Consider the following 23,983-nt stretch of genomic DNA (forward strand, 5'->3'; position numbering starts at 1 on the left):
GCTGTTTACTCGACATTCTGCTGCTCGCCCTTCGGATCGAAGAACACCGACGAGACGATTTCGGCTTCAATCACGCGGCCATCGGCCAACGGCGCGAACACGCGTTCGCCGATCCGGTTCAGGCCGCCTTTGACCACGCCCATCGCGAACGAATAGCCCAGCGAGTTGTGCGCATAGCTGGAGGTCACGTGGCCGACCATGCTCATCGGGATCGCCTGCCTGGTGTCGAACACTAACTGAGCGCCTTCCGGTAGCCATTGGGTCGAGTCTATGGGTTTGAGGCCGACCAATTGCTTGCGTTGTTCACGCACACAGTCTTCGCGGTTCATGCCGCGCCAGCCAATCCACGAGAACGGTTTGGTCCGCCCGACGCACCAGCCCATGTTCAGATCGTCCGGGGTCATCGAGCCGTCGGTGTCCTGACCGACGATGATGAAACCCTTTTCGGCGCGCAGTACGTGCATGGTTTCAGTGCCATAAGGCGTCAGGTTGTACTGCTTGCCGGCCTCGGCGATCTTTTCCAGAACACCCATCGCGTAGTCGGCCTGAATGTTGACCTCATAGGACAGCTCGCCGGTAAACGAGATACGGAACACCCGCGCCGGCACGCCTGCGACCAGGCCTTCTTTCCAGGTCATGAACGGGAACGCTTCACGGCCCAGGTCGATATCGGTCACTTCGCTGAGCAGCTTGCGGCTGTTGGGGCCAGACAGCGTCAGGGTCGCCCAGTGATCGGTCACTGAGGTGAAATATACTTTCAGATCCGGCCATTCGGTTTGCTGATAGATTTCCAGCCATTGCAGGACGCGTGCAGCACCGCCCGTCGTGGTGGTCATCAGGAAGTGGTTGTCGGCGAGGCAGGCAGTCACACCGTCATCGAAGACCATGCCGTCTTCCTTGCACATCAGGCCGTAACGGGCCTTGCCCACGTCCAGTTTGGTCCAGGCGTTGGTATAGATGCGGTTGAGGAATTCGCGCGCATCCGGCCCTTGAATGTCGATTTTGCCCAGCGTCGAGGCGTCCAGCAGGCCAACGCTGTCACGCACCGCCTTGCATTCACGCGTCACGGCAGCGGGCAGGTCTTCACCGTTTTTAGGGAAATACCACGGGCGTTTCCACTGGCCGACGTCTTCGAATTCGGCACCGTTTCTGATGTGCCAGGCATGCAGCGCGGTGAAGCGCACCGGCTCGAAGATGTGCTTGCAATGACGCCCGGCAATCGCGCCGAAGGTGACCGGTGTGTAGTTGGGGCGGAACATGGTGGTGCCCATTTCCGGGATCGACACGTTCAGCGAGCGGGCGGCGATGGCCAGCCCGTTGACGTTGCCCAGCTTGCCCTGATCGGTGCCGAAGCCCAGCGCGGTGTAGCGTTTGACGTGCTCTACCGACTCGAAACCCTCGCGGGTCGCCAGTTCAATGGCGGCGGCGGTCACGTCGTTCTGGAAATCGACGAATTGCTTGGGCGCCCGTGCAGTGCCTTTTTCATGGGGCACCTGGAACAGCGCCAGCGTCGGTTCTTCGGCGCGGCTGAGGGCTTTGGGCATCACGCCCTCGACAATCTTGAAGCCTGCTTCGCTGGCAGCGCGCACGCCACCCTCGAAACCATCGGCCAGGCTGTCTGCCAGGCTGTAGACGCCGTTCACGCCGCCCACACAGATACGTTTCTGCGGCGCTTCGCCCGGCACGAAACCGAGGATGTCTTCACGCCAGACCGGCTTGCCGCCCAGGTGCGAGGCCAGATGGACGATGGGGCTGTAACCGCCGGAACTTGCCACCAGATCGCACTCAAGCCACTCGCCGGGGCTGGTGACGCTGTGCGTTTTTAGGTCGATGGCGGCAACGCGTGCAGCGCTCACCCGCTTGCTGCCACGCGCTTCGATCACGGCGCTGCCGGTCAGAATACGAATGCCTTTGGCGCGAGCCTCTTCAACCAGCGGGCCGCGTGGATTGTGCCGCGCATCGGCAATCGCCACAACGTGCAGGCTGGCGTCGAGCCAGTCCAGCGCGACGCGGTAGGCGTGGTCGTTGTTGGTGGACAGCACGAGTTTTTTGCCCGGCGCGACGCCGTAACGACGCACATACGTCGAGATTGCACCCGCGAGCATGTTGCCCGGCACATCGTTGTTGCCGTAGACCAGCGGCCGCTCGTGCGTACCGGCAGCCAGCACCACACGTTTGGCGCGCACCCGGTGCATGCGCTGGCGGACCATGCCGATGGGCGCGCGATCACCGAGGTGATCGGTCAGGCGCTCGTGGATGGTCAGAAAATTGTGATCGTGATAACCATTGACCGTGGCGCGAGGCAGCAGAGTAACGTTGCGCAGGTTTTTCAGCTCGGCGACCACGCTGGCGACCCATTCAGCAGCGGGTTTGCCATCCAGGCTTTCACGGCTGTCGAGCAGACTGCCGCCGAATTCTTCCTGTTCATCGGCAATGATCACTCGGGCGCCACTGCGGCCCGCCGCCAGCGCGGCGGCCAGACCGGCAGGGCCTGCGCCGACGATCAGCACGTCGCAGTGCTGGTTCATTGCGTCGTAGCTGTCCGGGTCGTTCTCGGTCGGTGAGCGGCCCAGGCCCGCCGCCTTGCGGATGTATTTCTCGTACGTCATCCAGAACGATTGCGGGTACATGAAGGTTTTGTAGTAGAAACCCGGTGGCATCAGTTTGCCGCCGACCTTGCCCAGAATGCCCATCACATCTGTATTCACGCTCGGCCAGCCGTTGGTGCTGGTCGCCACCAGCCCGGAATAAAGCGCTTGCTGCGTCGCGCGCACGTTGGGGATCTGCGTCGCTTCGGTCGCGCCGATCTGCAACACGGCGTTCGGTTCTTCCGAACCCGCCGCGAAGATGCCGCGTGGCCGGGAATACTTGAAACTGCGACCAATGATCTCAACACCATTGGCCAGCAGCGCGGACGCCAGCGAGTCGCCTTCAAAGCCCTGATAGGTCTGGCCGTTGAAGGTGAAGTTGAGCACTTTGCTGCGGTTGATGCGGCCGCCGTTGGGCAGGCGATTGCTCTGGCTCATGCCTTTTCTCCCTGATCCGTGAACTGCGGCTTGCTACCGATCGGATAGGTTTCGAGAATCTCGTAGGTCACCGTGTTGCGCGTCATGTTGAAGTACTGACGGCAACCGGCAGCGTGAATCCACAGCTCGTGGTGCAGGCCACGAGGGTTGTCGCGGAAGAACATGTAATCGCCCCATTGCTCATCGGTGCAGGCAGCGGGGTCCAGCGGGCGTGGGATGTGCGCCTGGCCGGACGGATGGAATTCCTCTTCGGAGCGCAGCTCGCCACAGTGAGGACAGAAGATATGCAGCATGGTCGGGTTCTCCTGTTAGTGGGCTACGGCTGCAGCGCCGTGTTCGTCGATGAGCGCACCGTTATGGAAGCGGTCGATGGAGAACGGTTTGGCCAGCGGGTGCATTTCGCCCTTGGCCAGGCTTGCAGCAAATACGTTGCCCGAGCCCGGTGTGGCCTTGAAGCCACCTGTGCCCCAGCCGCAGTTGAAGAACATGTTCGGCACCGGCGTCTTGGAGATGATCGGGCAGGCGTCCGGCGTGGTATCGACGATGCCGCCCCATTGGCGGTTCATGCGTACGCGGGACAAGACTGGAAACATTTCGACGATGGCCTGAATAGTGTGTTCGATCACCGGGTACGAGCCGCGCTGGCCATAGCCGACCCAGCTGTCGATACCGGCACCGATCACCAGGTCGCCCTTGTCGGACTGGCTGATGTAGCCGTGCACGGCGTTGGACATGATGACGCTGTCGATAATCGGCTTGATCGGCTCGGAGACCAGCGCCTGTAACGGGTGTGACTCGATCGGCAAACGAAAGCCGGCCAGTTTGGCCATGTGCCCGGAGTTACCGGCGGTCACCACGCCAACGCGTTTGGCACCGATGAAGCCCTTGTTGGTCTCGACGCCGATGCACACGCCGTTTTCCTTGCGAAAACCGATCACTTCGGTTTGCTGAATCAGGTCCACGCCCAAAGCGTCGGCAGCACGTGCGAAGCCCCAGGCCACGGCATCATGACGAGCCACGCCGCCACGGCGTTGCACGGTTGCGCCAATGATCGGGTAACGGGTGTTTTTCGAGCAGTCCAGGTACGGGATTTCTTCAGCGACCTGCTTGCTGTTGAGCAATTCGCCGTCCACACCATTCAGCCGGTTGGCGCTGACACGGCGTTCTGAGTCGCGCATGTCCTGCAAGGTGTGGCACAGGTTGTAAACGCCGCGCTGGGAGAACATGACGTTGTAATTCAGGTCTTGGGACAGGCCTTCCCACAGTTTCATGGCGTGCTCATAAAGATGAGCCGACTCGTCCCACAGATAGTTAGAGCGCACGATAGTGGTGTTACGCGCCGTGTTGCCGCCGCCCAGCCAGCCTTTCTCGACCACCGCCACGTTGGTGATGCCGTGTTCCTTGGCCAGATAATAAGCGGTCGCCAGACCATGCCCGCCGCCACCGACGATCACCACGTCGTAGACCTTTTTCGGCGTTGGCGTGCGCCACATGCGCTGCCAGTTTTCGTGATGGCTGAGGGAATGCTTGAGAAGGCCGAAGCCTGAGTAATGCTGCATGTAAGGCTACTCCTGACTCAGCGATAAACCGGGAAATCGGCGCACAAGGCTGCTACCTGGCTGGCGACGTTGGCCTCGACATCGGCGTCGCCGAGGTTGTCGAGAATGTCGCATATCCAGCCTGCCAGTTCGATGCACTGGGTGACCTTGAAACCGCGAGTGGTGACGGCCGGGGTGCCGATGCGCAGGCCCGAGGTGACAAATGGCGACTGCGGGTCGTTGGGCACCGAGTTCTTGTTGACGGTGATGTGCGCACGGCCTAGCGCGGCGTCGGCTTCTTTGCCGGTCAGGCCCTGACGGATAAGGCTGACCAGAAACAGGTGGTTGTCGGTGCCGCCGGAAACCACGTCGAAGCCGCGCGTAATGAAGACTTGCGCCATCGCTTGTGCGTTATCGATGACCTGCTGCTGATACGTCTTGAAGCCGGGCTCCATCGCTTCCTTGAAGCACACGGCCTTGGCCGCAATGACGTGCATCAACGGGCCGCCCTGACCACCGGGGAAGACGGCTGAATTGAGTTTCTTCTCCAGCTCTTCGTTGGCCTTGGCAAGGATCAGACCGCCGCGCGGGCCACGCAGTGTCTTGTGCGTGGTGGTGGTGACCACATCGGCATACGGCAGCGGGTTTGGATAAAGACCGGCAGCCACCAGACCTGCAACGTGGGCCATGTCGACGAACAGGTAGGCACCCACCTTGTCGGCGATTGCACGAAAACGCGGGAAATCCAGCGTTTTGGAATAGGCCGAGAAACCGGCAATGAGCATTTTTGGCTGGCATTCGACGGCGATGCGTTCGACTTCGTCGTAATCGATCAGGCCGGTGGTGGTGTCGATGCCGTACTGCACGGCGTTGTACAGCTTGCCCGAGAAACTGACTTTGGCACCGTGGGTCAGGTGGCCGCCGTGCGCAAGGCTCATGCCCAGCACCGTGTCGCCTGCCTGCAGCAGCGCCAGGTAGACCGCCGCGTTGGCCTGGCTGCCGGAGTGTGGCTGGACGTTGGCGTAATCGGCACCGAACAGCTGTCTGGCGCGTTCGATGGCCAGTTGCTCGACCTTGTCGACGTGCTCGCAACCGCCGTAGTAGCGCTTGCCGGGATAGCCTTCGGCGTATTTGTTGGTCAGGCCGCTGCCCTGGGCCTGCATGACGCGCTTGCTGGTGTAGTTCTCCGAGGCGATCAGCTCGATATGGTCTTCCTGACGCTGCTCCTCGGCGTTCATTGCCGACAACAGTGTGTCGTCATAACCCTGAATCTGGTCTTGCTTGCTGAACATCGCGGATCTCCCGGCGGCGGCGCGGCGCCTGACTTGTCGTTAGGGCCCAACGGCGCCCTCTGAGAGCGATGGTAGGGCCGGACCGAAGTCGCCAAATGCCTATGGACGCCACACAAAGGTGCGTTTACGACATGGGGGCTTGGGGAGTAGATATAGCGCGAGGGGGCGTTGCGCAGTGACGGGGCTGCAAACAAAAAAGCCCGCTCCCGGCTGGAGTGATTCCAGCGCGTAGGGGCGGGCTTGTCTGTTTCAGGCGTTAACCGTGGTTTTTGCCCAGCAGGGCGTGATACAGCTCGGTGTCACCGAGAATGCCGACCACTTTCTCGCCATCCTGCAAGACCAGCTTGTTGCCGGTCTGGTAACGGATCTGCAAGGCGTCGCGCATGCCGATGTTGGAGTGCACGAGGGTAGGGCGACGATCCAGCGTGCCAACGTCCTGTCCGGGGGTCCAGTTCTGCAGGTCCAGTGGCGCGGCACCTTGCCGGGCGCCCTTGATCACATTGCCTTCGGCCAGGTCGAGCCATGAGTCGCCGCTCGGGTCCAGGCACACCGAGCCGTTGACCTGCGTGCATTCATCAACCGTACGCATCAGGCTGCGACCGCACAGCACGTTCAACGGGTTGGTATGCGCCACGAAGGTGCGCACGTATTCGTCTGCCGGGTTAAGGACGATTTGCTCCGGCACGCTGTACTGGACGATGCGGCCATCTTTCATGATCGCGATCCGGCTGCCGAGCTTGAGCGCTTCATCCAGATCGTGGCTGACGAAGACAATGGTCTTGCTCAGCTTGCTTTGCAGGGCCAGCAGTTCGTCCTGCAAGCCCTGGCGGATGAGTGGGTCGAGCGCCGAGAACGGTTCGTCCATCAACAGGATGTCGGCGTCCATCGCCAGCGCGCGAGCCAGACCGACCCGCTGCTGCATGCCGCCCGACAGCTCGTCGGGCTTCTTGTTGCGCCACTGGGTCAGGCCGACCAGCTCGAGTTTTTCATCAACCAGCTTGCGTCGTTCCTTTTCCGGGCGACCCTGCATTTCGAGGCCGAAACTGATGTTTTCGCGCACCGTGAGCCAGGGCATCAGGGCGAATTTCTGGAAGACCATGGCGATGCGCTTGGTACGCATCATTTTCAGCTCGGCAGCGCTGCAGTTGGCGATGTTGATCTGCGAGCCTTCATGCTCGACGAACAGTGAGCCACGGCTGACGGTATTGAGGCCGTTGATGCAGCGCAACAGGCTGGATTTGCCCGAGCCGGACAAGCCCATTAAAACGCAGATTTCGCCTTTTTCGATGTCCAGACTGGCGTTCTCGACGCCGACGATCTGCCCGGTTTTCTTGAGGATCTGGTCACGCGTGAGGCCTTCGTCCAGCAGCTTGAGGGCTTCACGCGGGTCCTTGGAGAAGATGACGTCAACCTTGTCGAATTTGATGATACTCATGCGTCGGACCCTACCTTGGCTTCGGGTTGTTTGCAGATGCGGTCGAGCATGATGGCCAGCAATACGATTGCCAGGCCGGCTTCGAAACCGAGGGCGATATCGGCAGTGTTCAGTGCGTTGACCACCGGTTTGCCCAGGCCATCGGCACCGACCAGCGCGGCAATTACCACCATCGACAGCGACAGCATGATGCACTGGGTAATCCCGGCGGCGATGCTGGGCATTGCGTAAGGCAGTTCGATGCGGGTCAGCAACTGGCGGCGCGACGAGCCAAAGGCCTTGCCGGCGTCGAGCAATTCCTGCGGCACATCGCGGATGCCCAGGTACGTCAGGCGTATGGGCGCTGCGATGGCGAAGACCACCGTCGAGATCAGCCCGGGCACCACGCCCAGACCGAACAGCGTCAGTGTCGGAATCAGGTAAACGAAGGTGGGAACGGTCTGCATCAGGTCGAGCAGCGGCCGGATGATTGTGTAGAACAGCGGCTTGTGCGCGGCAATGATGCCCAGCGGCACGCCGATGACGACGCAGACCAGAGTGGCGAACAGCACCTGCGCGAGGGTTTCCATGGTTTCCTGCCAGTAATGCAGGTTGAGAATCAGCAGAAACGACAGGATGACGAAAACGGTCAGGCCCCACTTGCGCTGAATAAAATGCGCGAGCGCGGCAATAAGGCCGATCAATACAAACGGGTTGAACCAGGTCAGGGCAAAGGTGAACCCGTGGATCATCATTTCCAGTGTCGAGGCTATCGCGTCGAAGTAGTCGGCGCCGTTGGCCGTCAACCAGTCGACGAATGCGGCGATGTACTCGCCCAGAGGGATTTTTTGATCAGTCAGCATGATGTCGGGTGTCCGCTTGCGGAAGGTGAAGAGGGCAACAGGCGGGACGGGCCCGCCTGCTGTCGGCTTACTGGGTCAACTTGGCCTTGGCTGCCTCCAGGCCTGGTTTGCCATCCACGGTGGTCACGCCTGCCAGCCAGGTGTCGAGCACTTGCGGGTTTTTCTTGATCCACGCCTTGGCGGCGGCATCAGGCTTGGTCTTGTCATCCAGCACATTGCCCATCAGGGTGCTTTCCATTTCCAGCGTGAAGGACAGGTTCTTGAGCAACTGGCCTACGTTGCTGCATTCCTGACTGTAGCCTTTGCGGGTGTTGGTGTAGATAGTCGCCTGGCCATAGTTGGGGCCGAAAAAGTCATCGCCGCCGGTAAGATATTTCATCTTGAAGCGTGTGTTCATCGGGTGCGGTTCCCAGCCCAGGAACACCACATCGTTTTTGCGTTTCACGGCGCGATCAACCTGCGAGAGCATGGCCGCCTCGCTGGATTCCACCACCTTGAAGCCCGCATCTTTGAGGCCGAAGGCGTTCTTGTCGATCATGCTCTGGATCAGGCGGTTGCCGTCGTTGCCGGGTTCGATACCGTAGATCTTGCCGCCCAGTTCTTTCTTGAATTTGGTGATGTCGGCGAAGTCATGCAGGCCTTTGTCGTAGAGCGCTTGCGGCACGGCCAGGGTGTATTTGGCGTTTTCGAGGTTTGCGCGCACGGTTTCGACAGTGCCGGCTTCGCGATAAGGCTTGATGTCGTTTTCCATGGTCGGCATCCAGTTGCCGAGGAAAACGTCCATGTTCTTGCCATCTGCCAGCGACTTGTAGGTCACCGGTACGGAAATCATGGTGGTCTTGGTCTTGTAACCCAGTGACTCGAGTACGGCGCTGGTCACCGCTGTGGTGACGGTGATGTCAGTCCAGCCTACGTCGGAGAAGTTGACCGTATGACAGGCCTCTGGCTCGGCTGCCTGAGCAAGCACCGGCATACAGAGCGTGGCGGCCAACAGCAACGATTTGGAACCTTTCATGGGGTGGACTCCTGTGAGTTTCTTCTAGTCATCAGCAGGTGAACGCTGACGCGGCTTATGGGTTGGCGAGGCTTTTCGCGAAGCTCCATCACTGCGCCGGGCGATCGAGTCGGACCCGATCATGTAACAGGGAAAATCAAACGCCTACAGGGGGCGTCGTATCCAGTGCAGGAGGCGTCGCATCCAGTGCGCGCAAGGTCGCTTACAGATTCATTGCATCGTACGCGCGCCCGGTTGCAGTGTCGGGACTGCTGAAAAGCGGCCAGTACGTTACACGGTCGCTGCGCAGGTCGGCAGCCGTCGGTTGGCAGGTCGGTGCCTGCGCGAACGCGGTCTTTTGGAGGGGGGTAACGCCGACAAGTTCATTATGGGCTGTGGTCGGGCCATCGCCGCGCCAAAGATGATACGACTTTCGAGCACTGCGCACTTTTTGATCACACGCCTCGATGGCCGCCACCTTTTAGCGCGAAAACCCGCTGGCTGCCTGATTTTTTCACGGTGTGCCTTGAGTAGCACTCGGGGCACGGTCAGCCCCTGAGCGTTTCCCCGTAGTGCTACCGAATTGCTCATCAGGCAGCGCAGCCCGCATGCCTGCGCGTCGCAAACAGACACTCGGGTCGCTGCCGGATAGACACTTCGCGACGTCGTTTTCAGGTGTTATTGAATGCCTGATCAATTTCCGGCATGAGATTTGCGATGTCATCACAAAGCCCTTCAGTGACGAGGGGTATAAGAAGAGCCCGCCCTGAGGCCAACCATAGCCATATGTGAGGAGATAGTGTGATGACATCGTTCAATCAAGGGGCTCAACCCCAGAACCGCGCGCCACAGTCCATCGGCTTTCTGCTGTTGGATAACTTCACCCTGATCTCCCTCGCATCGGCGGTAGAACCTCTTCGCATGGCCAACCAGCTGTCGGGCCGCGAGCTGTATCGCTGGACCACGCTGAGTGTCGATGGCAGCCAGGTCTGGGCCAGCGATGGCTTGCAGATTACCCCGGACGCCGCCATGCACAAGGCCCAGGCGCTCGATACTGTGATTGTCTGCGGCGGTGTCGGCATTCAGCGCACTGTAACCCGTGAGCATGTCAGTTGGCTGCAGAGCCAGGCGCGTCAGTCGCGTCGCCTGGGTGCTGTGTGCACCGGCAGTTGGGCGCTGGCGTGCGCCGGTTTGCTCGATGGTTTCGATTGCAGCGTGCATTGGGAATGCCTGGCTTCAATGCAGGAAGCCTTTCCGCGTGTGTCCATGAGCACCCGGTTGTTCACGCTGGACCGTAACCGCTTCACCAGCTCCGGTGGCACCGCGCCGCTGGACATGATGCTGCACCTGATCAGCCGCGATCATGGCCGTGAGCTGTCGGCGGCGATTTCCGAGATGTTCGTTTATGAGCGCATTCGTAACGAGCAGGACCATCAACGCGTGCCGCTCAAGCACATGCTGGGCACCAATCAGCCGAAATTGCAGGAAATCGTGGCCTTGATGGAGGCCAATCTCGAAGAGCCGATCGACCTTGATGAGCTGGCGGTGTACGTCGCCGTGTCGCGCAGGCAACTGGAGCGGCTGTTCCAGAAATACTTGCACTGCTCGCCGTCGCGTTATTACCTGAAACTGCGCCTGATCCGCGCCCGGCAATTGCTCAAGCAGACACCGATGTCGATCATCGAGGTTGCGTCAGTGTGCGGCTTCGTGTCGACGCCACACTTCTCCAAATGCTACCGCGAATACTTCGGCATTCCGCCGCGCGACGAGCGCGTAGGCTCCAACACCGCGCAACAGGTCGCCATGATGCCAATCCCGCAAGCACTGGTGCTCGCGCCGTTGTCGGGACCGCTCTCGGCGTTGAGCCAGGCGCGTAATGAATCGACGTTTGCGAGTGTGCGGCTTTAATTTGACCGATCTTTGCGCGGGGCCCGCAAAGAGGACGCGGAGCGTCCAGAATGGCGTGCGACGCAGAGCGTCGCACGATAATTGAGATAGTCAGGTTATCGTTTTCGACGCGCTGCGTCGCAAAAGGACGCGGAGCGTCCAGAACGGCATGCGACGCAGAGCGTCGCACGATCGTTGACCCTTAAAGCGCGAAGCGCGACACCATGCTGTTGAGGTCCACGGCCAGGCGGGAAAGCTCGGTGCTGGCTGCGCTGGTCTGGTTGGCGCCGCTGGTAGATTGTGCCGAGAGGTCGCGGATGTTCACCAGGTTGCGGTCCACTTCGCGTGCGACTTGCGCTTGCTCTTCAGCGGCGCTGGCGATGACCATATTGCGTTCGTTGATCTCTTCGACCGCGACATTGATGGTGTTCAGCGCCATGCCCGCGCCTTTGGCGATGTTCAAGGTGGATTCGGCGCGTTCGGTGCTGTTGCGCATCGAGCTTACTGCCTGTTCCGTGCCGCTCTGAATGCTGCCGATCATGCGTTCGATTTCGCTGGTCGATTGCTGCGTGCGGTGTGCCAGGGCGCGCACTTCGTCGGCCACTACCGCAAAACCGCGTCCGGCTTCACCGGCACGTGCAGCTTCGATGGCGGCGTTGAGCGCCAGCAGGTTGGTCTGGTCGGCCAGGCCGCGGATCACGTCCAGCACCTTGCCGATATCACGAGACTCAGTAGCCAGGTTGATGATCAGTTCAGCCGTGCCTTTCACGTCACCGCTCATGCGTTCGATGGCGCTGACGGTTTCCTGAACCAGATCACGACCGTCACCGGCAGAGGTCGCCGCATTGCGAGACGCTTGCGACGTACTGACAGCGTTGCGGGCGACTTCTTCCACGGCGCTGGTCATTTCGTTGACCGCAGTGGCAGCCTGCTCGATTTCGTTGTTCTGCTGCACCAGCCCACGTGCACTTTCGTCGGTAACGGCATTCAGCTCTTCGGCCGCCGAGGCCAGTTGCGTGGCCGAACCGGAAATGCCCTGCAGCGTGTCGCGCAGCTTGTCCTGCATGGTTTTCATGGCCAGCAGTAAACGACCGGCTTCGTCGCTGCCATCAATCTGGATCGGCTGGGTCAGGTTACCTTTCGCGATGGTTTCCGCCGCATGCAGCGCCGTGGCGATCGGCGTGGTAATGCTTTTGATCAGCATCCAGGCAAACACGATGGTGAGCAGCGTGGCAGCTATGAGCAGCCCGATGACCATATTGAATGCCGAGTCGTACTCGCGGGAAGCATCCTTTTTGACCTGGTTCAATTGAGCAGTATTGATCTCTACCAGCTTGCCGAGCACGACGTTCATCTGATCGGAGTTGCTGAGCAGTTCGTTGTTGAGCAGGCTCTGCAGCTCTTCGATTTTGTTGGCGCGGGTCAGCGCCTTCAGGCGCTCTTCAAGCTGGCGATACTGCCCAAGCAGTTGCACGTACTGGCCGTAAAGATTGCGCTCGTCGGGGTCGCTGATCAGCTTCTCGTAAATCGCCTGAGCGTCGGTGATCTGCTTGTTGCGCATCGCCAGCAGGTCGATGGTCTTCTGCTGGGTTTCCGGGTCGCGGTTGACCAGCAATCGGTAAGACAACACGCGCAAACGGATACTGACTTCTGCGAATCGATCGAGGCTTTTGATACTGGGCACATTGCCGTTGGCCAGGTCTTCAGTCGCGCCACGGATCTTGTTCATCTGGGACAGGGCGAATACACCGAGGATCAGCATGAGTGTGCCGATGATGGCGAATCCAAGAAACGCTCGGGGCGCGATGTTCATATTTCGCAGGGACATAGAAAGCTTCCAGGGTAGGTACGCGGTCCATGCGATTTAACGGTGAAGGGAATGCAGTGAATGGCTGCCTATCGGTCATGCGACTAACGTCTTGAGTTAGTAGGCACTAAATATTGACGACTTATTACTGACGGTTATTTTGGGATATGGCAAAAATCCGCGCAAACCCTTGAAAACACGGCGTTGAGGGCAGTCAGGGTGATATCATTTTGCTCATTGGCTGTGCGCATTTGTCGCAGTTCGGGGCGGTCTGACGAACAGCAGGAACCGGATTCCGAATACGTAGTCACAAGCCCCCTACGCGTTTACGTTATCGACATGTCAATGTCATGACAGATCGGTATCAAAGCCTGAGCGCTGGCATGCGCAGCGACTTTTCTTTATCGTACGCGCCCGTTGAAATTTGCTCGAGAAATCAAAATGTTGGAAGCCTCCCTTAGCCAATTGGAACAACTTGTCGGTGACCTGGTGCAGCAAAACCAGACCCTGCAGGACACGAATGCACAGCTCGGCGCCGAGCTGGCAAAAGCCAAGGACGAGAACGAGAACTTGCAACTGAGCCTGATGGAGCAGGAAGAAAAGCAGGGCAGTACCGCCGCCCGTATCCAGGCACTGGTTGACCGCGCGACCAGCGCAAGTGCTGTTGGCGCATGAACGTCGATGGCAACGGTGTAACCGTTCTTTCAATTCTGGGTAATGAGTACTCGGTCAAGGCCCCGGCTGGCGAAGACCTGACTCTCATGAAGGCCGCCGCGATGCTCAATGCGTCGCTGGCCGACACCAAGCGCAAATACCCGACATTGATCGGCGACCGTTTGCTGGTCCTGGCAGCCCTGAATCTCTGCTCGCAGCAGATCGAGCTTGAGCAACTGCACAAGGTCGAATTGAAGCGTTACCGCGAGCAGGTCGATGCCACGGTGGATGTGATCGCCAAGACCATTTCCCAGGGCTGAGCCCAGGTCGCTCCCACAAGGCTTATGCCGAGTGCTGAGGCGTGTGTCGTGCCAATGCACACGCGAGAAGCAGTTGCCATCAGAACGAATGCGACTGCTTGCGCCTGCGCCACTGCCCCAGTGATTCTGCCAGTCGCAAGGGGCTGTCGATCTGCTGGCGGCGGGCGTGGCTGAACAGAATCAACGCCAGCTCTGCGGTGACCAGTGCATCGGCGCTGGCGTTGTGGCGTTCTTCGGCGTGCAGGCCAAAAAACTGCGTCCAGTCGTCCAGCCCGGCGTGCCGCAGGTTGGCCTGTTCGCAGAGCATCGGGGCTATTTCGGCGGCGTCGAAAAACGCATGCTGCAAACGGTAGTCCAGGCTTTCTTTCAGCGCACGCGCCAGCATGTGCTGATCGAATGGTGCATGAAAGCCCAGAATCGGGCTGTCGCCGACAAACTCCATGAAATCCAGCAACGCCTCGACCGGCTCGCTGCCCGCTGCAATCGCACTGGGTGCCAGCCCATGAATCAGCACGGCCGGGCTGAGCTTGTGATCGACGCGCAACAGCGTGCGCTCGAACTGCTGGCCCAGATCGATGGCTCCGTCCTCAATCACAACCGCTCCGATGGACAGCACCTGATCGCGGTTCATGTTCAGCCCGCTGGTTTCCAGGTCCAGCACCACCCAGCGCTGTTGGCGCAGCGGTTTGTCGCTGAGCTTCGCGCAGACCGGCAATTGCTTGATCCGCTTCAGTTGATGAGCGTCCAAAGGGACCTTTTTCGGACGTGGCTTCAACCACTCGAACAGGTTCATAGCTGATAACGCATGGTCAGGCTCATCTGCAATCGCTGCGCCTGACGAAACGATTCACGCAGAATGCGTCGGTCCAGGTGGTTGAGTGTGTCCGGGTCGATGCGGTTGGAGTAGGCGAGGTTCTGGCGACTCTGCAATTGGTGTTGCTGCATACGGGTCTGCTGAATGAAGTGATAAGCCTCCTCGTAGGCGGCACCGTCCAGCGGGTCGATGACTTCGCGCTCGACCAGTTGCCGCAAGCGTTCCTGAGTATTGTTGACGCCGATACCGTTGGCCAGCGCCAACAGGCGCGCACCGTCGACAAAGGGCGTCAGACCTTCGGTCTTGAGGTCCAGGGTGTCTTTCTCGCTGCCTTTGCGCGCCAGTACGAAATCCTTGAAGCGGCCCACCGGCGGCCGTTGACGCAGGGCGTTCTCGGCCATCATGCGCTGGAACAGCCGATTGTCTGCCACCTGATCGAGAATGCCGCGGCGCAATTGCTCACCGCCGCTCTCATCGCCCCAGACCACGCGCAGGTCGAAGTAGATGCTCGATGCCAGCAGGTTCTCCGGGGTGGCCTCGCGAATAAAGGCCGAGAAGCGCCTCGACCATTCAAGTCGCGACAGGCACAAATCAGGGTTGCCGGCCATGATATTGCCCTTGCACAGCGTAAAACCGCACTGCGCCAGGCTCTGATTGATGCGTTCGGCAATGGGTAGCAGCAGTGTGCGGATCTGCTCTGCCTCTGTGGCATCGCTGGCTTCAAACAGAATGCCGTTGTCCTGATCAGTATGCAGCGTCTGTTCGCGTCGGCCCTCGCTGCCGAAACACAGCCAGCTGAACGGCACGCCGGGGTCGCCTTTTTCCGCGAGCGTCAGTTCGATCACCCGACACACCGTGTGATCATTGAGCAAGGTAATGATCTGGGTAATCTGCGTGGACGAGGCGCCGTGCGCGAGCATGCGATCAACCAGCTGGACGATATCGCCCCTCAAACCGGCAAGCGCTTCGATGCGCGGCGCATTGCGGATGGTGCGCGCCAGATGCACCAAATCGACCCGTTGCAGGGAGAACAGATCCCGCTCCGACACCACACCGCACAACCTCCCGTCTCTGACCAGGCACACATGGGCGATATGACGCCCGGTCATGGCAATGGCTGCGTCGAACGCGCTGGCGTCCGGGCTCAGGTGAAACGGTGAGGGGCTCATGGTGTTTTTGACCGGCGCGCTGAAATCGGCATTCACATCGGCAACCGCTTCACGCAGGTCGCGCAGGGTGAAAATACCCAACGGCGCTTGCTGCTCATCGACGATCACGATGCTGCCTACTTGCTGTTCATGCATCAGTTTTACCGCATCGCGCATCGGCATGTCGGGGCTGCACATCACCGGATGACGCATGGCCAGCTCGCCCAGGCGCGTGTTCAGCGAATACTGCGTACCAAGGGTTTCGGCGGCGCGCTGCTGGACCTGCTGGTTGACCTGATCCAACAGGCTGCTGACCCCGCGCAGGGCGAAGTCGCGAAATGTCGTGGACAGCGCGAACAGCTTGATGAAAGCCTGCTTGTTCAGTTGCAGGCAGAAGGTGTCTTCGGCGGCCAGATGCTCGGTGCGCGTGGCACGCTCACCCAGCAGGGCGGCGAGCGGGAAGCACTCGCCCGTGGTAATTTCGAAGGTGGTTTCGGTGCCTCTTTTCGCGGAATGAGGACGTTCACCGACGATTCGCCCCTGTTTGACGATGTAAAAGTGTTCTACTGGCCCATCGCCGGGCTTTATGATGCTCTCGTCTGCCGCATAAAACCTGAGCTGACACTGCTCGACGAGATACGCCAGATGAGCGTTTTCCATCTGGTTGAAAGGCGGGAATTTTTGCAGGAACTGCATGGTGCCGTGTATGTTCTGCAGCACGGCTGTCTTGCCTGCCTGGGTGAACGCATCTGCCTTGCTCATGGCCTGTTCCGCACTCTTGTTATTGGTGCTCATGGTCGGCCGCTTGTAGCCAGGTGCCCATTGGACGTAAGTCTTACGCCTGAGGCGATTGGCAAAGTGATGGTGATTGCTGGAACCGATTTGACGAGCGCAATGGACTGCGAGCGAAGACTGGCCGGGATGCCGACGAACTGCATCGCAGATTTGACAGAATCTGCTGTCGGATAGTCCAGGGAACGATGAGATTGCAATGATTGACCAAGATATTTTGAGCGACGATGAGCGCAATGCCCTCCATGAGGTCATGCTCTCGCCTGATCGCGGCGCACCGCAACGGGTCCTGATCGTTGATGACGACAGTGACGCGCGCGAGCTGCTGGCCGAGATTCTGAGTCTCAATGACATCAGTTGCATGACTGCGCCCGGTGGTGACAGCGCCCTCAAAATGATTCAGACGCGCCAGTCTATAGGCCTGTTGATCACCGATTTGCGCATGGCGCCTTTCGACGGTCTTGACCTGATCCGCAAGGTCCGCGAGTCGGACCGCGCCGAGTTGCCCATCATCATCGTTTCCGGCGACGCCAACGTGCGCGACGCCATCGACGCCATGCACCTGAGCGTGGTGGACTTCCTGCTCAAGCCGTTGAACACCAAACAACTGGTGAAGCTGGTGAAGCGTGAGCTGGGAATGAGTTGAAGCATTCGTCGTACAGCTGAATGACCAGCGTGCCGATCCCGGCATTGGCCCGCTGATCATGGGCCAGTCACCCCGTCTTCACGGCGGCGGAAACTGCGCTGCGGTGCGCTGACCGTCGACATTGGAGAGCTTCTGCCAACGCAGCAGGTTACGCCAGCCAACCACGGTTGAATCCCGCGCTCGCTCACGAACGATCAACACCAGTGGTCGCCACGTTTCTTTGGTCAGCAAAATATCGTCAATGGCCTGCTGGGCCTTTTCCGCTGCCTGCACATCCCCGCGCTGCAAAGCGAGTGCCTGAATACCGCGATAGCCGTCTATCTCGGCGCCTGCCCGGCCTTTCATCGAGTAATTGACGTTGTACTGGCAATACTTGCTGTCCTTGCCCAGACGCTTGATCGTCGCCTCGAAAGCGTCAAGGTGCATGGCCGCGCGCAGGCGGTTGTCCGGGGTGTTTTTGTTGCCTGTTTCATCCGGCTCCAGTGTTTCGATGCAACGCATCAACCACAGGTCGCGGTTGGCGGTGATTTCGGCCTGCATGTCGCGCGGCGTGGAGTAATGTCGGTCCAGATCGGCGTCCTGTTTGTCGCCAATCAGGAAGGGCGATATTTCGTTCTTTTCCAGTGCCCAGGCCAGGTCCCGGGACATGCCCAGTTGCAAACCCAGCCCCTGACCCTGAACCCCATGGTTGGCACCTTTTTCTGCTGGCGTGGCCGAGCTGGCAATCGGCGCGAAGTTCAGGTTGGCGGTGACCCCCATCCGTTGCTGAGCGGTGTCACCCTTGGCGCCGACAACGCTGATGAATCCGCCGGTTTCCGTGCGTGTTTCCTTGATTCGATCCGCTTCGACGTACACCGAGGGTTCCGGCGTCAGGGTTTGAGAGGCGTGACTGGCGCCATCCTTGAAACGTACCGCCGGGACGCGCAGTGCCACACGCGCCGCGACGTTGCGGGTGCTGGACGTCGCATCGATCTGGCTGACAGAGACCTCCGGGTTACGCGCCAGTATGGCTTCCAGCGGCCCGGCGTAACGCTGGCCCTTTTGCGGATCGATGATGTCCCAGCGCACCATGCTGTCCAGCGCGGTCAGCATGTTGCCGCGCATTTCATCGTCCTTGTGTCGGGTGCGAAAAAAGCGCATGAGGGTCGAGCTGGTTTGAGTTTCCTGAGCGGTAAAGCGGCCAGTGAGCGCAGCCTGTATCGCCACACCCTCTGCAACCGCACTTCCTGCCGCTACACCGATGGTGGCTTCGGCGGCTTCGGTTCGTGCTTTGCCGAAGGACATTTCCATGCCCAGAATCGGCATGAACAGCTGGGCAAACGCTTCGTCACTGCGAGATTTCTCTGCCGAAAAGATCGGTGACACGATGGGCGATATCAAGCTGTAGGGCAGCGACGGCAAGCCTACGCCCAGCGTGCCTCCGCCGCCCAGTCGCAGCCGGTCGCGCAGGCGGCTTTCAAGAATGAACGGCTTGAAAAACGTCACGATGTCGCTTTTCTCGCTCAAGTGCCGGGTTTTCAGCAGCTTTATCGCTGCGCTCAAGTCCTGATCAAGCACCTCTTCAACAGACTCAGCAGGTTGCAGCGCTGGCGGCAATACCTCGCGCAGGTGCTCATCGACACGATTGAGGGCTTCGTAGACCGACAGCTTGCTGTTGGCCAGTTCGCTGTACAGCTGCGGCAGTTCGATGTGCTGAGCTTTGTGCAGTACGTTGACTGCGCGCTTGCCATTCGCGTCCGGCTTATCCCATATCTGTGATAGCCGCTGCTGCTGAACGCGGGCCTTGAGCAGGCTTTGCATCGATTTGCCATCGCGCTTTTTGAGCGTCACCTGCGACAGGTGAGTGCCTTTCTTCTCCAGAGATTTAAGGTGATCGAGCATGGCGTGGGCTGCCGAGATTTCAAGTTGCAGTCCCGGTGCGCGCTTGGCGTTTTTCAGCGTTTCTTCCAGCATGCTGATACGCGCGGAAATAACCTGATCAACCTGCTTTCTGGGTGATTGCAGGCCCATGCTTTCGCCCACCGAGTAGGCCCGATCCAGCGTCGATTTGGCAAAGGGTGTCTTGTTCAGCGTGGGGACCAGGCGGCGTGGCAACGAGCTTTTCGTCGGTGCCGTTGCTGTTGCTTGCTCCGGGGTATTGGCCGCCACAGCGCGCATGACCCATTCCATCGTCGCTTTCTTCAGGCGCTGGTCATGTTGCGCATAGGGCGTGCCGGGAGCGTTGCTGAAATAACCGTTACGAACCGCGTTGAAAGCGGCGTGATCGACATCGTCGAACGACTTCTCGTCTCCATCCAGTTTGCTGCGTGCCACCTGTTTGGCGGTTTGCAGCCATGCCTTGACCTTGCCGTCGGGCTCTTTCTGCTGCGCTTCATCGGCATTCCAGAACACCCGCAAAGGCTTGGCCCGCTCGGCCACTATCGGTGCAGTGCCGTCGCTGGAGAGCACTTGCAGCATTTCCATGCCACGCGGCACATTTGCCAGTTTTCGACAGAGGTCGAGCGCGTCCCGCTGGACGCTGTTGTTGTTGTTGTTGTTGTTGTTGTTGTTGTTGGCGCTGCGGGTCCTGACCGACTTCGACATCTCCTCGGCAACGCGAGGCCAATATTCCAGTGGGTGCTGGTTCAGCAAGTCGAGCACGCGGTTGGCGCGCGTGGCGTCATTGCCCGTCACGTCTGCCAGCGCCGACGTCACCACCTCGATAACCGCAAAAGCTGGCAGCGGTGTGGGTGGCGGCGTGCCTTGCAGGCGATCGCCGATACGTTGCAGGGCCGCTTGAATTTCGTCCGCGCCGGTTGCTGCAAAAGCGTGCGCTTCACCGATCTGACTGGCGAGGTACTGCTCGCGAACGTTCTTGAGCGCGGTTTTGTCGATTCGTTCCTGAGCTTGGTCCTCTGCAGGCGCGGCGACCTGTTCTGATGCGGGTAGTTTCTGATCAAGTGTCTTGAGTGCAAAGCGCTCATCATTGACGATCGCGATTCGCTGATGAATCTCGCCCAGCTCGTCGTTCAGGCGAGCAACATCGGCATCGACCCGCACCAGTTTTTTTGCCAGCTGCTGATGCGTTTGCATGGCCTGCGAACGCGCTGCAAGCGTCTGCCCAATGGCGGTGTCCAGTCTGTCGGCTTCGTCTGACCCTTCGGGCGTTTCCTGTCGCTGGGCGCGCAAGGCAGAAAGCTGCGTGTTGGCTTGCGCGGCCGTGTGCTCGGCAGCGGTCATGTCGTGATCGAGTGAAATCAGCTCACGAGTCTGCGCCACCTTGAGTTGCAGTTCGATTTCGATAGCAGCGTGCCGGTCGGCGAAACGGACATCCACCGCCTGCATGCGTGTGCGCAACTCGCTCAGCCACTGCTGAGAAAACTCGGCTTTCTGTTCAACCTGATCCTGCCCTTCACTCAGCGCGCCCAGTTGCAACACCTCTGTACCCTGAATCAGCTCACGAAGTTGCTGACTGGCCAGGCGGGTGGTGGAGTCGGCTTGTTGAACGCGAGCCCTGGCATGGTCCAGTCGTTCGGTCGACGAGGGCGGGGTGGCCTGTTCGAGCGATTCAAGATGCTCACGCGCAGCGACCAGTGCGTGGGTGGCTGTGGCGAGCACCTTGCTCTGGTGATCGAGCCGGGTGCTCAGCTCTTTCACCGCCGCTGCGATGGTTTCAGGGCTTTGCTGTGAGTTGATCTTGATCTTGATCTTGGTCTTGGCGTTGCTGCCATTGCTTGCGACTTCGCGCAGCGGGGCAGGCTTTAGCCACGGAAAAACCTTGGTGGTAATACGCCTTACCGTTGAAGGGGCGGGACGCTCCCAGAGAGACGTCGGTGCCGCCTTCAGATGGGTCAGCGCCGACTCCACCATGCGCTGCAGTTCATGCGCTTCCTTGAGCAACGGATCATGACTCTCCTCGTTCGATACCTGCTCACCTTCCTCCGGAATCCCGCTGCGCAGGGGCCGGTTGAGAGTACGACCGGTGCCGGGAATACCAAGACTGAAATTGGTCTGACGTTCGGAAAGTTTGCCAGCGATGCGCGTCTTCAGCCCGTGTGCTTGCTGAACACCTGGCGCTGATTTAGGCGCCGCAGGATTGGCGACGGGGGGAGGCTCAGTCGCTCTTGCCGTGACAGGCGGCGGTGCCGGCTGCGACGAAGAGCCTGTTTCCAGAGGTACAACCGGGGTAGCAGAACGAGTATTGATTCTTAAGGTCATGAGCGGGCTCCATCGGCTCAGATATCAAGTTCGACAGATCAATACAGGTGGTGGTAGTAATCGACACTGCGCATTCGGTGGTGCGTAAAACGTGTTCGAAGGGCTGTCGCGGCGGAAGGCGACACTTCTTCAAACTGCCTGGGCGGCACGGGGAGGCGTGTTTGCTTGGGGGCAGAACGGGGGCTACGTTGCTGACTCGCGGTTTGCGTCCTTTGGTGGGTCAGCTGTGGCAGGTGCCTGAAACGTTTCCCTGCCTGAGCGGGAGGTTTTCGGACCTGTCTGGATGGGTGGTCGAAATATGGATTCGGTTCCGGTTTTTTATTTTGATGAGCGTAGAGATGCCGGGAATTCAATGGGTGGCAGGCTGATCACCGATGCAGTCGGGTACATTCGGGCCGATGGGGATCATTCCGGCATAGACCATGCCTGACCCACCACCCCAAGACATTGGCCCACCTGCCGACTCCAGATCATGAATCTCGGTTTCCGAGATCAGTTCGCCAGTGCGGTGATCGTAGAGACGAAAAAATGCAGGATAGCCCCACCAAGGGAGCCATTCCCGAGGTACGCCTTCGTTCGGGTCGGGCATTGTGTGAAACATCATGGGCAAAACCCAAAATGGCTTGAAAAGCTCTACGCGATAACATCCGCCAGGGCTAATGTAGGGGTCACTCAAGCGTTCGGCCAAGCCTATTTCCCACCACTCCGACGCAGCCCATATGCTGCCTGCAATGGTGATGTAGGCTGCAAGAAAGATGATGCGCTTCGATGGCGACTTCATTCTTGAGGCGCAGCACGTGTAGCTGGGCGGTCCCCCCTACAGTCAGGGACATTCGGGCCGATGGGGATCATTCCTGCGTAGACCATCCCTGACCCACCACCCCAAGACATTGGCCCGCCTGCCGACTCCAGATCATAAATCTCGGTTTCCGAGATCAATTTGCCAGTGCGGTGATCGTAGAGACGGAAAAATGCAGGGTAGCCCCACCAAGGAAGCCATTTCGGTGAATGATCTTTATAGGGGTTGGCTTTTCTATGAAACATCATGGGCAAAATCCAGAACGGCTTGAACGTTTCAACTCGATAGCATCCACCCGGACTGATATCAGGTTCGTTCAGGCTTTCCGCCAAGCCCTTTTCCCAGTACTCCGAAGCAGCCCATAGGCTTCCAGCGGTCGTGATGAAGGTTGCAAGAAAGATGATGTGTGTCGATGGCGACTTCATTTTTGGTTCGTGACATGTGAAGAGCGATCACCGATGCAATCAGAGACGTTCGGCCCGATTAGGATCATTCCTGCGTAGACGAAACCCGACTCTTCTCCCCAATCTATTCCCCATCCTGCTGTTTCAAGGTCATAAATCTTGTTTTCTGAAATTAGTTCACCGTTGCGATTGTCATACAGCCGATAGAAGCCAGGGTAGCCCCACAACGGGAACCATTTTGGCGGTACGTCTTCGTCAGGATGAGGCTTGCGATGAAACATATTCGGCAGTACCCAGAATGGTTTAAATGTTTCGAGTCGGTAGCAGCCATCAGGGCTGACGATCGGGTCACCTGACCTTTCCGCCAAGCCTTTTTCCCACCATTGCGACGCGGCCCACAGGCTGAGTGCGATAAGAAAATAGGCAGAAAGGAATTGGATTTTTCTCGCGCTTATTTTCAAATGGGAATTTCCAGATCAATGAATGGGTCGGCTTTTTTCCATAACACATCCGAATAGATAAAGAAGTCTCCGCCGTTACTTGTATTATCCCTGTATTTTCGAAAGTGATTATTGGCTATGGCCGCAAATGGCCCCTCTTTCAGGCGTATGATTAAGTTTCCTTGTGGCGTCACAGCTATAACGGTTTCTGCTTTCGTCAGCACACGGTCCTCTGTCCATGTGCCCAAGTATTGAAAGCCGTTGAAGTCGTAGTGATCGCGAATGTAAAAACCTAAGTGCTCGACTCTGAAATAATGCTGCGCTTGCTGAGTAATAGGGTGTTCTTTGGTAAAAACCTCCCCCACGACACCAACCTTGAGTGTCGCGGTGCCTAAAGCTCCGTACATGTCATCCAGTGCATCCCATGCTCCACCAAACTCGGTAAAATTTACCTGAGAGGATACGTCTATTTGTCGGGCGGTCATAAGCGTGGAACCCAGCTTAAACGGAGCGCTTCCATGCCATCCCTGCTTTTTCAAAAGCTTTTTTAACCGCAAAAGCGCATTGGGCGTAGTCAATCTGGACTCCGCCACGGCTATTGCGGTTCGACAGCGCTCAAACTGCATTGCCCACTCCATTTTCACTATGTCTTCATCGCATTGCTCAGGAGATAAGCTCATCGGATCAGGCTGTGTTTCCGGCTTTTTCCAATCCGCCGGCATCTCCCACCCCGGGCTATCAAACCATCGTTGCATCAACGCCGCAGCGATATCCCAGCCCATGTTGCGCATGGCGCCCGGGATGCGGGACAGGGCGAGGTTTTCGATGATGACTTGCTTGGGTGGCGTGTCCAAGGGTGCATAGGTGCGTGACACACCCTGTGGCAGGGCAAAGTAGGTATCGGGACCGACGGCATTGGTGCGCTGGAAATCATTCAGGGACATGTTC

General features: G+C 59.0%; 20 protein-coding genes and 1 pseudogene. 4 read left to right on the forward strand and 17 right to left on the reverse strand.

The genetic code is table 11. The features are described 5' to 3' along the window. Positions 1–5: 5 nt before the first annotated feature. The 8 genes from QRN38_RS16360 to QRN38_RS16395 all read right to left on the reverse strand — a co-directional run bounded on the left by QRN38_RS16360 (position 6) and on the right by QRN38_RS16395 (position 9,605). A complete protein-coding gene (locus QRN38_RS16360) occupies positions 6–3,026 on the reverse strand; it encodes a sarcosine oxidase subunit alpha (protein WP_057418221.1) in 3,021 nt (1,006 codons plus the stop codon). Beyond that, a complete protein-coding gene (locus QRN38_RS16365) occupies positions 3,023–3,319 on the reverse strand; it encodes a sarcosine oxidase subunit delta (protein ID WP_003379926.1) in 297 nt (98 codons plus the stop codon). The genes QRN38_RS16360 and QRN38_RS16365 overlap by 4 nt, the downstream gene beginning before the upstream one ends. A gap of 15 nt (positions 3,320–3,334) precedes the next feature. Then, entirely contained in the window at positions 3,335–4,585 is a 1,251-nt protein-coding gene (locus QRN38_RS16370) for a sarcosine oxidase subunit beta family protein (RefSeq protein WP_005763688.1), read from the reverse strand. A gap of 17 nt (positions 4,586–4,602) precedes the next feature. After that, on the reverse strand, positions 4,603–5,856 hold the full coding sequence (gene glyA, locus QRN38_RS16375) for a serine hydroxymethyltransferase (protein ID WP_057418222.1): 1,254 nt from the start codon (positions 5,854–5,856) through the stop codon (positions 4,603–4,605). A gap of 256 nt (positions 5,857–6,112) precedes the next feature. After that, a complete protein-coding gene (gene choV, locus QRN38_RS16380) occupies positions 6,113–7,291 on the reverse strand; it encodes a choline ABC transporter ATP-binding protein (RefSeq protein WP_005763692.1) in 1,179 nt (392 codons plus the stop codon). After that, on the reverse strand, positions 7,288–8,136 hold the full coding sequence (gene choW, locus QRN38_RS16385) for a choline ABC transporter permease subunit (protein WP_174171207.1): 849 nt from the start codon (positions 8,134–8,136) through the stop codon (positions 7,288–7,290). The genes choV and choW overlap by 4 nt, the downstream gene beginning before the upstream one ends. 64 nt (positions 8,137–8,200) lie before the next feature. Next, positions 8,201–9,148 (reverse strand): choline ABC transporter substrate-binding protein, encoded by a 948-nt coding sequence (locus QRN38_RS16390; RefSeq protein ID WP_005763694.1) that lies wholly within the window; start codon positions 9,146–9,148, stop codon positions 8,201–8,203. 202 nt (positions 9,149–9,350) lie between these two features. Then, a complete protein-coding gene (locus QRN38_RS16395) occupies positions 9,351–9,605 on the reverse strand; it encodes a hypothetical protein (RefSeq protein WP_057418223.1) in 255 nt (84 codons plus the stop codon). Positions 9,606–9,931: 326 nt separating this feature from the next. Between QRN38_RS16395 and gbdR the strand changes: the two genes are divergently transcribed. Further along, a complete protein-coding gene (gene gbdR / locus QRN38_RS16400) occupies positions 9,932–11,035 on the forward strand; it encodes a choline metabolism transcriptional regulator GbdR (RefSeq protein WP_005763696.1) in 1,104 nt (367 codons plus the stop codon). 181 nt (positions 11,036–11,216) lie between these two features. Here the strand turns inward: gbdR and QRN38_RS28320 are convergent, their stop codons facing one another. Together QRN38_RS28320 and QRN38_RS28325 are read right to left on the reverse strand one after the other, a co-directional pair. Further along, the gene (locus tag QRN38_RS28320; RefSeq protein ID WP_407719309.1) at positions 11,217–12,089 is read right to left on the reverse strand and encodes a methyl-accepting chemotaxis protein; all 873 of its coding nucleotides are present in this window, start codon (positions 12,087–12,089) and stop codon (positions 11,217–11,219) included. Beyond that, positions 12,072–12,842 (reverse strand): annotated as a pseudogene (locus tag QRN38_RS28325) (MCP four helix bundle domain-containing protein); the annotation flags it as partial. The gene QRN38_RS28320 and the pseudogene QRN38_RS28325, both read right to left, overlap by 18 nt. A gap of 420 nt (positions 12,843–13,262) precedes the next feature. Between QRN38_RS28325 and QRN38_RS16410 the strand changes: the two are divergent. Together QRN38_RS16410 and QRN38_RS16415 are read left to right on the forward strand one after the other, a co-directional pair. Next, positions 13,263–13,496, forward strand: a complete 234-nt coding sequence (locus QRN38_RS16410; protein WP_005763699.1) for a hypothetical protein — start codon at positions 13,263–13,265, stop codon at positions 13,494–13,496. Continuing rightward, positions 13,493–13,795: a cell division protein ZapA gene (locus QRN38_RS16415; protein WP_003379947.1), complete on the forward strand. Its 303-nt coding sequence runs from the start codon at positions 13,493–13,495 to the stop codon at positions 13,793–13,795. Before QRN38_RS16410 ends, QRN38_RS16415 begins: the two co-directional genes overlap by 4 nt. 79 nt (positions 13,796–13,874) lie before the next feature. On the opposite strand, the gene QRN38_RS16420 is transcribed toward QRN38_RS16415, so the two are convergent. Together QRN38_RS16420 and QRN38_RS16425 are read right to left on the reverse strand one after the other, a co-directional pair. Continuing rightward, complete coding sequence (locus QRN38_RS16420; RefSeq protein WP_024667749.1) at positions 13,875–14,588, reverse strand: 3'-5' exonuclease; 714 nt, start codon at positions 14,586–14,588, stop codon at positions 13,875–13,877. Then, the gene (locus QRN38_RS16425; RefSeq protein ID WP_024667748.1) at positions 14,585–16,519 is read right to left on the reverse strand and encodes a DUF294 nucleotidyltransferase-like domain-containing protein; all 1,935 of its coding nucleotides are present in this window, start codon (positions 16,517–16,519) and stop codon (positions 14,585–14,587) included. The genes QRN38_RS16420 and QRN38_RS16425 overlap by 4 nt, the downstream gene beginning before the upstream one ends. A gap of 229 nt (positions 16,520–16,748) precedes the next feature. Between QRN38_RS16425 and QRN38_RS16430 the strand changes: the two genes are divergently transcribed. Continuing rightward, on the forward strand, positions 16,749–17,195 hold the full coding sequence (locus QRN38_RS16430; protein WP_005763705.1) for a response regulator: 447 nt from the start codon (positions 16,749–16,751) through the stop codon (positions 17,193–17,195). Between the two features lie 78 nt (positions 17,196–17,273). Here QRN38_RS16430 and QRN38_RS16435 read toward each other — a convergent pair whose 3' ends face one another. The 5 genes from QRN38_RS16435 to QRN38_RS16455 all read right to left on the reverse strand — a co-directional run bounded on the left by QRN38_RS16435 (position 17,274) and on the right by QRN38_RS16455 (position 23,979). Continuing rightward, on the reverse strand, positions 17,274–21,044 hold the full coding sequence (locus QRN38_RS16435) for a coiled-coil domain-containing protein (RefSeq protein WP_174518906.1): 3,771 nt from the start codon (positions 21,042–21,044) through the stop codon (positions 17,274–17,276). A 697-nt stretch (positions 21,045–21,741) separates the two neighbouring features. Further along, the gene (locus QRN38_RS16440) at positions 21,742–22,173 is read right to left on the reverse strand and encodes a hypothetical protein (protein WP_011103153.1); all 432 of its coding nucleotides are present in this window, start codon (positions 22,171–22,173) and stop codon (positions 21,742–21,744) included. Further along, positions 22,170–22,616, reverse strand: a complete 447-nt coding sequence (locus QRN38_RS16445) for a hypothetical protein (RefSeq protein WP_011103154.1) — start codon at positions 22,614–22,616, stop codon at positions 22,170–22,172. The genes QRN38_RS16440 and QRN38_RS16445 overlap by 4 nt, the downstream gene beginning before the upstream one ends. Further along, positions 22,613–23,056, reverse strand: coding sequence for a hypothetical protein (locus QRN38_RS16450; RefSeq protein WP_005763718.1), 444 nt, complete (start codon positions 23,054–23,056; stop codon positions 22,613–22,615). Before QRN38_RS16450 ends, QRN38_RS16445 begins: the two co-directional genes overlap by 4 nt. Beyond that, the gene (locus tag QRN38_RS16455; protein WP_057418225.1) at positions 23,053–23,979 is read right to left on the reverse strand and encodes a DUF6402 family protein; all 927 of its coding nucleotides are present in this window, start codon (positions 23,977–23,979) and stop codon (positions 23,053–23,055) included. The genes QRN38_RS16450 and QRN38_RS16455 overlap by 4 nt, the downstream gene beginning before the upstream one ends. Positions 23,980–23,983: the final 4 nt, after the last annotated feature.

The sequence above is a fragment of the Pseudomonas sp. CFBP2511 genome, assembly GCF_030209255.1.
Taxonomy (GTDB): Bacteria; Pseudomonadota; Gammaproteobacteria; order Pseudomonadales; family Pseudomonadaceae; genus Aquipseudomonas; species Aquipseudomonas avellanae.